A 7,267-nucleotide genomic window follows, 5' to 3' on the forward strand; every position below is an offset into this window, starting at 1 on the left:
GCCTCGGAACGGGGCCAAACGCCCGCTCACAGCGACTACGGGCGGCCGGCGTAGGGCATGACGTCGTCCCAGCGGACCGGGGTCTCGCGGACGTCGACGCCGGGGCGCGGGGCCTCGACCATCATCCCGCCGCCGGCGTACATCGCGACGTGCCGGATGGTCGACGGGTCGGACGTGTCGTTGGCGTAGAAGATCAGGTCGCCGGGCCGCATCGAGCCGTACGACACCTTGCCGACCGTGAGGTACTGCGACCGCGACGTGCGAGTGATCCACACGCCCGCGGCGTCCCACGCGCCGGACGTCAGGCCCGAGCAGTCGTAGCCCGGGTTCCCGGTGCCGCCCCACTGGTACGCGATGCCGATCTTCGAGCGCGCCCACGCCAGCGCCGCGCGGCCCTGGGCGGCGCTGCCCTGGCCCACGCCGCTCACCGGCGGGGGCTTCGGCGTCGGGTCGGGCTTCGGGTCCGGCCGGGGCGTGGGCTCCGGGTCCGGCGCCGGGTCGTGCGTGCGCGTGGGCTGCGGGTCGGGCTGCGCGGTCGCGGCGCCCCGGTCCCCGCCGCCGTCCCCGGCGGCCGCGCCGTCGGACGTCCCGCCCGACGCACCCGACCCCGCGTCGTCGGACCGGTCGGGCGAGGCCGCAGCATCCTGCCCCGCGCCGGCCGACGACGTGTCCTCGGCCGCGGCGTCCTGCTCCGCCCCGGTCGAGGCGTCCTCGGCCGCGGCCCTCGCCGCCCGCTCGTGCGCGGCCGCGGCGCGCTGCTGGCGGTCCGCCTCCCGCTGTCGCTCCAGGTCGACGGTGGTGCTGCGCAGGTCGGCGAGGCGCGCGAACAGGCGGTCGCGCTCCCGTTCGGCGGCGGCGGTGCGGGCAGTGAGGTCGTCGGCGGTGCGCCGCGCGGTGGCGAAGGCCGCCGCGGCGGCCTCGTCCGCCTCCTGCTGCGCGGCGCGGGCGGCGTCCCAGCGGGCGTCGGCGTTGCGCGCCGAGGCGCGCAGGTCCGCCTGCTGCGCGAGGGTGCGGGCGATCCGCCGGTCGACGGCTCGCTGCGCGGCGTCGGAGGAGACGACGTCGCCGAGGTCGCGGGCGCCGGCGACGACGTCCAGCGGCCCGAGGCCGCCCTCCGTCGCGCGCGCCGTGGTGCGGTACGCCTCGGCGAGGGACGCGCGGGCGGCGGCCTCGGCCTCCTGCGCCCGGTCGGCCCGCTCGCGGGCGGCGCGCGTCTCGCGCTTCGCGGCGGCGAGCGCCTCGCGCGCCTCCGCGTAGTCCTCCGCGGCGGTCTGGACGCCGGCCTCGGCGCGCGCGAGCTCGGCGCGGATCGCGTCCAGCCGCGCCTCGGCCCCGGCGACGTCCAGCCGGGCGGCGTCCTCGGCCGCGTGCGCTGCCGCGACGTCGTCGTCCGACGGAGGCTCGGCCCACGCGCTGCCCGCGGCGGGAGCCCCGCCGAGCAGCACGACGACCGCCAGCGCGGCGACCTTGCGCGACCGCGGGGTGCGTCCGGTGCCGGTCATGCTCCGCTCCTCCCCTGGTCTGCCCCCGGGACGACGTTCTCCGGGCAACCTCGCCCAGGCTCACCCGAACGGGAAGGCAGCGCCACCCGAGAGTGCGATGTCGACACGCAGGGCAAGGCGACACGCCGTCCATATTTTGGTCTCAGATCATGAGATCCCGCTGTCGCGGGGCGCGAGGCGGGGCTACGGTCGTCCGCATGACCCGTCGAATGTGCCGCTGACCACCGCGCACGTTCGCCTGCCTGCGGCCGCTCGTCGACCCAGCCACCCGCTCCACGTGCGCAGCCGACCGCCGCGGCACCGCCTCAGACGCGCAGGCCCTCCTGAGACCCGCCGCGGCCCGATCATCGCCGACCGAGCCGAGCCCAGGAGCACCCCATGACCGAGCAGCCCACCACCCCCGGCTGGACCTTCGAGACCCGCCAGATCCACGCCGGCCAGAGCCCCGACCCCGCCACCGGGGCCCGCGCGCTGCCCATCTACCAGACCACGTCGTTCGAGTTCCCCAGCGCCGACGTCGCCGCCGACCGGTTCGCCCTCGCCGACCTCGGCCCCATCTACACCCGCATCGGCAACCCGACCCAGGAGGCCGTCGAGGCCCGCATCGCCGACCTCGAGGGCGGCGTCGGTGCGCTGCTCGTCGCCTCCGGGCAGGCCGCGGAGACGCTCGCGATCCTCAACGTCGCGCAGGCCGGGGACCACGTCGTGGCCAGCCCCAGCCTGTACGGCGGCACGTACAACCTGCTGCGGCACACCCTGCCGAAGCTCGGGATCGAGACGACCTTCGTGGACGACCCGCACGACCCCGAGTCGTGGCGCGCGGCGACCCGCCCCACCACCAAGGCGTTCTTCGCCGAGACGATCCCCAACCCGCGCGCGGACGTGCTGGACATCGCCGCCGTCGCCGACGTCGCGCACGAGGTCGGGGTGCCGCTCATCGTGGACAACACGATCGCGACCCCCTACCTGGTGCGGCCGATCGAGCACGGCGCGGACGTCGTCGTGCACTCGGCCACCAAGTACCTCGGCGGCCACGGCGCCGCGATCGGCGGCGTCATCGTCGACGGCGGCACCTTCGACTACGCCGCCCAGCCGGAGCGCTTCCCCGGCTTCAACGAGCCGGACGCCAGCTACCACGGCCTCGTCTACGCCCGCGACCTCGGCGTCGGCTCGGCGCTCGGCGCCAACCTCGCGTTCGTGCTCAAGGCGCGCGTGCAGCTGCTGCGCGACCTCGGCCCCGCCGTCGCGCCCTTCAACGCCTTCCTGCTGGCCCAGGGTCTCGAGACGCTGTCGCTGCGCGTGGAGCGGCACGTGGCCAACGCGCAGCGCGTCGCCGAGTGGCTCGAGCAGCGCGACGACGTCCGCGTGGTGCACTACGCCGGCCTGCCGTCGTCGCCGTGGCACGACAACGCCACGAAGTACGCCCCGAAGGGCGCCGGCGCCGTCATCGCCTTCGAGCTCGACGTCGCCGACCCGGAGCAGGCTTCGGCCGCCGGCCGTGCCTTCGTGTCCGCGCTGCGGCTGCACTCGCACGTGGCGAACATCGGCGACGTGCGCTCGCTCGTCATCCACCCGGCCTCGACCACGCACTCGCAGCTCGCGCCCGAGGAGCAGGCGCTGTCCGGCGTGACGCCCGCGCTGGTGCGGCTCTCGGTCGGCCTCGAGGGGATCGAGGACATCCTCGCCGACCTCGAGCTCGGCTTCGCCGCAGCGGCGGGCACCGGCGACGCCGCCACCGACGCCGGCGACGAGGCCGCCGCGTGACGGGCGTGACCGGCGTGCCGGGCCGCCTGCCGGCGCGGCGCGAAGGCGTGGGCGTCGCGCCCACCGTGCCGTCGGTGGGCGGGCGCAGCTCGGGCGGCGCGCCGCGCGTGCGCCCCGCGCCCCCGCACCCGGCGTCGCGGTCGCGGGTGAAGCCGCCCGTGCCCGCCACGGGCGCCTGGCGCGAGGGCGACGCCGTCGCGGGCCGGAAGTTCGCCGACGTCGGAGCGGTGGAGCTCGAGGCGGGCGGCGTCTTGCCCGGCGTGCGGGTCGCCTACGAGACCTGGGGCGAGCTGGCCGAGGACGGCTCCAACGCCGTCCTCGTGCTGCACGCGCTGACCGGCGACGCGCACGTCACCGGTCCCGTCGGGCCGGGGCAGCCGACCGCCGGCTGGTGGGCCGACATGATCGGACCGGGCGCGCCCATCGACACCGACCGGTACTTCGTCGTCGCGCCCAACGTGCTCGGCGGCTGTCAGGGCACCACCGGCCCGGCGTCGGCCGCCCCCGACGGCCGCCCGTGGGGCGGGCGGTTCCCGCGCATCACGACGCGCGACCAGGTGGCCGCCGAGATCGAGCTCGCGCGGCAGCTCGGCATCGACCGCTGGTCGCTCGTCGTCGGCGCGTCGATGGGCGGGCTCCGCGTGCTGGAGTGGGCCCTGCTCGGGCCCGAGGCCGGCATCGCGGTCGACGGGATCGCCGCCATCGCGACGACGGCGCAGACGTCGGGCGACCAGATCGCCTGGGCGCACCCGCAGCTCGGCGCCATCCGCGCCGACCCGCGCTGGCGCGACGGGGACTACTACGACGCCGCCGACGGCGACGGGCCGGACGCCGGCCTCGCCATCGCCCGGCAGATCGCCCACACGACGTACCGCACGGCCGCGGAGCTCGACGTGCGGTTCGGGCGGCTGCCGCAGGGCGGGGAGGACCCGCTGGCCGACGGCCGGTACGCCGTGCAGTCGTACCTCGACCACCACGGGGACAAGCTCGCCCGCCGGTTCGACGCGAACTCCTACCTGGTGCTCACCGAGTCGATGCTGAGCCACGACCTGGGCCGCGACCGCGGCGGCGTCGAGTCCGCGCTGTCGCAGATCACGGCCCGGGCGCTGGTCGTGGCGGTCGACTCCGACCGCCTGTTCCCGCCCGACCAGGCGAGCCGCATCGCAGCCTGGGTGCCGGGCGCCGAGCCGCTGCGCATCGTCACCTCCGACTACGGGCACGACGGCTTCCTCATCGAGTTCGACCAGCTCGGCCCGATCGTCGCCGACTTCCTCGCGGGCGCCAGCGTCGAGGGCGGCCCGGACGACGAGTGAGCCCGGCATGACCGAGGCATGACCCCCACCGTCACCCTGCCCGACGGCCGCGCGGTCCCGCCGCCGTCCGGACCGGTGCCGGTGCCGGTGCCGATGCCGATGCCGATGCCGATGCCGATGCCGATGCCGATGCCGATGGAGATGCTCTGACGGGTCGTCGAGCGGGTGTCGGCGGCCGTGCCTAGCGTGGGACCCGGCCGCCGACCCGCGCGGCCGGCCCGTTCCCCGCAGTGTCGCTGGAGGCACCCATGGTCCGGCTCAACCCCTACCTCAGCTTCAAGAACCAGGCCCGCGAGGCGCTCGAGTTCTACCGGTCGGTGCTCGGCGGCGAGCTCGACATCAGCACGTTCGGCGGCATGCCCGCGGACTCCGGCATGCCGATCCCGGACTCCGACAAGGACCTCGTCATGCACGGCCAGCTCGAGACGCCGTCCGGCCTCACCCTCATGGCCGCCGACTCCGGCTCGATGATGCCGTACGTGGCGCCCACCAGCGGCGTCACCGTCGCGCTGACGGGCGGCCCGGAGGACCACGACTACGTGGCCGGCGCGTACGCGAAGCTCGCCGACGGCGGCTCCGACGCGATGCCCTTCGACAAGGCGCCGTGGGGCGACTACTACGGCCAGGTGACCGACCGGTACGGCATCACCTGGATGTTCGACGTCGGCACGGAGTGAGCACCGGGCTCACCCCACCAGCAGCGTCTCCCGGCGGGCGGCGAGGGCCGCGAGCTCGGCGTCGGCGGCGGTGGCCCGCTCCGCCAGGCGCTGCCGGACCGCGTCCACCGCGCGCCCGGCGGCGCCGACGCGGTCGCGCGCCTCGGCGATGCGGTTCCGCACCGACCAGTCCGTGAAGATGTTGTCGAACCAGATGTCGAGCGTGCGGGTGAAGCCGTCGACGCCGACGTCCCCGACCCCCTGCTCCCCGAGGTCGCCCAGCTCGACCGTCAGGCGCCGCAGCGCGCCGTCGGCCCGGCGCAGCAGGTCCGCGGCCTGGTCGAGGCGGTGGTGCTTGGCCATGCTCGCGAGCGCGCCGCCGTCGAAGAACGTGTCGTAGGTGGACCAGCCGTCGGCGCCGCGCAGCTCGTCGGCGGCCGCGCCGAGCGCCCGGGCGGCGGCCTCCGCGGCGGCCTGCGCCTCGACGATCTCCCGCTGCTCGGCGCGCCATGCCCCGGTCCGCTCCGCGACGTCGGCCAGCTCCGCGGCCGCCGCCCCGCCGGCATCGCGCAGCCACCGCTCCTTGACGGCCAGCGCCGTGCCCCAGCGCGCCTCGACGTCGCCCAGGGCGGCCAGCCCCGCCTCGACGGCGGCCAGCTCGCGGGCCGCGGCCTCGCGGCGGGCCTGCGCCGTTGCCGCGACGTACTCGGCGGCCTGCTGCTCCGCCCGCTCGACATCGAGCCGCTGCGCGCGGTCGCCGCGCAGCCCCGCCCAGACGCGGGACAGGCTCAGCGACTCCAGCCGCTGCACGTCCTGGGTCTCGTCCGCGAGGGACGCGCGCGCCGCGGCGAGCGCCTCGTCCGCGGCCGCCACCTCGTGGCGCGCACGCTCGCGACGGGCGGACTGCTGCGCGTGCTCGACGACGGCGGCACGCGCCGCGGCGAGCTCCTCCTCGACCCCATCGGTAGGCATGCGCACAACCTAACGGGGCGGCCAGTAGGTTGGGACGCATGCTCGCCGCCACCGTCGCCCGGTTCTCGCCCGACTCCCCGCTCGACGGGCTGGAGGTGGGCGACCGGCCGGAGCCGCAGGCGCGCGAGCACTGGACCACGATCGAGGTGCGCGCCGCGACGCTCAACCACCACGACCTGTGGTCGCTGCGCGGCGTCGGCCTGCGTGCCGAGCAGCTCCCGATGATCCTCGGCACGGACGCCGCCGGCACCACGCCGGACGGCACGCAGGTGCTGGTGCACGGCGTCGTGGGCGGCGACGGGCACGGCGTCGGGCCGAACGAGCGCCGCACCCTGCTGTCCGAGAAGTACCCGGGCACCCTCGCGGAGCGCGTCGCCGTGCCGACCCACAACCTGGTCCCGATCCCCGACGACCTGTCGTTCGAGGACGCCGCCTGCCTCCCCACCGCCTGGCTCACCGCGTACCGGATGCTGTTCGGTGCGGCCGGCCTGGCGCCCGGCGACCGGGTGCTCGTGCAGGGCGCGGGCGGCGGCCTCGCGACCGCCGCGATCGTGCTGGGCGCCGCCGCCGGCCTCGAGGTGACCGTGACGTCGCGCTCGGCGGAGCGCCGCGAGCGCGCGCGGGAGCTCGGCGCCTCGCACGCCGTCGAGACCGGCGGTCGGCTGCCCGACCGCGTGGACGCGGTGCTCGAGTCCGTCGGGCAGGCCACCTGGGCGCACTCCGTGCGGTCCGTGCGGCCCGGCGGCACGATCGTCGTCTGCGGCGCGACGACGGGTGACGCCCCGCCCGCCGACCTGACCCGCATCTTCTTCAACGAGATCCGCGTGCAGGGCGTCACCATGGGCACCCGCGACGACCTCGCCGCGCTCGCGCGGTTCGTCGCGCGCACGGGTGTGCGGCCCGTCATCGACTCCGAGGTGCCGCTCGCGCGCGTCGGCGACGGGCTCGCCCGCCTCGCCCTGGATCGGCTCGATCAGCACGGCCGCCGTCGTCTCGTCGACCGCCGCCTCCAGCGCCGCGAGGTCGTTGTACGGCACGATCCGGAAGCCCGGGGTGAAGG

7 protein-coding genes are annotated in these 7,267 nt (G+C 76.6%); 5 read left to right on the top strand and 2 right to left on the bottom strand.

The features are described from left to right. Positions 1-35: 35 nt before the first annotated feature. On the bottom strand, positions 36-1,502 hold the full coding sequence (locus tag ACFWDO_RS20595) for a C40 family peptidase (RefSeq protein WP_380325941.1): 1,467 nt from the start codon (positions 1,500-1,502) through the stop codon (positions 36-38). A gap of 378 nt (positions 1,503-1,880) precedes the next feature. Between ACFWDO_RS20595 and ACFWDO_RS20600 the strand changes: the two genes are divergently transcribed. The 4 genes from ACFWDO_RS20600 (at position 1,881) to ACFWDO_RS20615 (ending at position 5,256) form a co-directional block, all read left to right on the top strand. Next, positions 1,881-3,266, top strand: a complete 1,386-nt coding sequence (locus ACFWDO_RS20600) for a bifunctional o-acetylhomoserine/o-acetylserine sulfhydrylase (protein ID WP_380325944.1) — start codon at positions 1,881-1,883, stop codon at positions 3,264-3,266. A gap of 107 nt (positions 3,267-3,373) precedes the next feature. Then, on the top strand, positions 3,374-4,579 hold the full coding sequence (locus tag ACFWDO_RS20605; protein ID WP_380325959.1) for a homoserine O-acetyltransferase: 1,206 nt from the start codon (positions 3,374-3,376) through the stop codon (positions 4,577-4,579). 18 nt (positions 4,580-4,597) lie between these two features. Beyond that, positions 4,598-4,729 (top strand): hypothetical protein, encoded by a 132-nt coding sequence (locus tag ACFWDO_RS20610; protein WP_380325947.1) that lies wholly within the window; start codon positions 4,598-4,600, stop codon positions 4,727-4,729. A gap of 98 nt (positions 4,730-4,827) precedes the next feature. After that, a complete protein-coding gene (locus tag ACFWDO_RS20615; protein ID WP_380325950.1) occupies positions 4,828-5,256 on the top strand; it encodes a VOC family protein in 429 nt (142 codons plus the stop codon). 9 nt (positions 5,257-5,265) lie between these two features. Here the strand turns inward: ACFWDO_RS20615 and ACFWDO_RS20620 are convergent, their stop codons facing one another. After that, positions 5,266-6,207, bottom strand: a complete 942-nt coding sequence (locus ACFWDO_RS20620; RefSeq protein ID WP_380325953.1) for a hypothetical protein — start codon at positions 6,205-6,207, stop codon at positions 5,266-5,268. A gap of 38 nt (positions 6,208-6,245) precedes the next feature. Here ACFWDO_RS20620 and ACFWDO_RS20625 point away from each other — a divergent pair. Further along, positions 6,246-7,267 (top strand): zinc-binding dehydrogenase (locus ACFWDO_RS20625; RefSeq protein WP_380347147.1); only part of this gene is annotated, 1,022 nt, incomplete at its 3' end.

It is taken from the genome of Isoptericola sp. NPDC060185, assembly GCF_042728595.1.
Lineage (GTDB): Bacteria > Actinomycetota > Actinomycetes > Actinomycetales > Cellulomonadaceae > Isoptericola.